This window comes from Actinomycetospora sp., assembly GCF_055612215.1.
The window spans coordinates 1-1,311 of sequence record NZ_JBVPVA010001181.1; the positions used below are offsets into that span (position 1 = coordinate 1).

At 75.1% G+C, this 1,311-nt stretch carries 2 protein-coding genes; both read right to left on the bottom strand.

Annotated features, from left to right (window positions below):
* Positions 1–664: thiolase family protein (locus AC0CYZ_RS31615; protein ID WP_472222217.1), on the bottom strand; the 664-nt coding region annotated here is incomplete at its 3' end.
* A partial coding sequence (locus AC0CYZ_RS31620; RefSeq protein ID WP_472222219.1) for an ACP S-malonyltransferase occupies positions 661–1,311 on the bottom strand: 651 nt, incomplete at its 5' end. The genes AC0CYZ_RS31615 and AC0CYZ_RS31620, both read right to left, overlap by 4 nt.

A 1,311-nucleotide genomic window follows, 5' to 3' on the forward strand; every position in this document is an offset into this window, starting at 1 on the left:
GGAACACCGCCTGGCCCTCCTGGCGCAGGTAGTTCTGCGTGTCGATGCCGATGGTCGAGACGAGGTCGCCCGCGGCGCCCCACGCCACCGGACCGACCCCGACCTCCTCGGGGGTCTCGGCCGGGCCCAGCACGGCGGCGCCGGCGCCGTCGGCGAAGATGATGCAGACCGAGCGGTCGTCCATGTCGAGCCAGTCGGAGAGCTTCTCCGAGCCGACGACGAGCACGTGGCGGGCGGTGCCAGACCGGATCATGTCGGCCGCGATGCCGGTGCCGTAGCAGAACCCGGCGCAGGCGGCGTTGACGTCCATCGCGCCGATCCCGTTGACGCCGATGCGGTCCGCCATCTGCGCGGCGGCGTTCGGGATCGGGGTGGGCATGGTGCAGGTCGCGACGATGACCGCGTCGAGGTCGGTGGGGGAGAGCCCGGCGTCGGCGAGGGCCTTGGACCCGGCGTCGGCGCCCATCGAGACCACGGACTCGTCGGCCGAGGCGAAGCGGCGCTCGGCGATCCCGACGCGGCTGCGGATCCACGCGTCGTTGGTCTCCACCCGCTGGGCGAGCTCGTCGTTGGTGACGATGCGGTCGGGCTGCGAGCTGCCCAGCCCGAGCAGGCGCGCACCGGCGATCGGGGCGGGCTGGCGGATGGTGTTCCGGAGGCTCATGCCCCACCCCGCACGAGCTCGACGGCCGCTGCGAGGTGCTCGGGCTCGGAGACGTTCACGGTGGCGGTTCCCTTGATCTGGCGCTTGACCATCCCGGTCAGCGTCCCGGCCGGGGTGAGCTCGACGGCCCCGGTGATGCCGCGGTCGCGCAGGGTCTCGAGGCAGGCGTCCCAGCGGACCGAGAGCGTCACCTGCGCGACGAGCCGGTCGATCATGTCGGACCCGGAGGTCACGACGGCGCCGTCGGCGTCGGAGAGCAGCGCCAGGACCGGGTCGGCGGGGGCCAGCTCGTCGCGGTGCTCGGCGACCCAGTCGGACAGCGCCTTCTCGGCGGGCTCCATGAACCGGGTGTGGAAGGCGCCCGCGACGGCGAGGGGGCGCACCCGGGCGCCCTCCGGCGGCTCGGCCGCGAGGGCCTCGATGTCGCTCGTGCGGCCGGCCGCGACGATCTGGCCGTTGCCGTTGCGGTTGGCGGGCTCGAGGTCCCGGGCGGCGAGCGCCTCCAGCACCGTGGCCTCGTCGCCGCCGAGGATCGCGGCCATCGACGTCGGCTCGACCGCGCACGCCGCGGCCATCTCCCGGCCGCGGACCGCGGCGAGGGCGACGGCCCGCTCCGGGGCCAGCACGCCGGCGATCGCGGCGGCCGC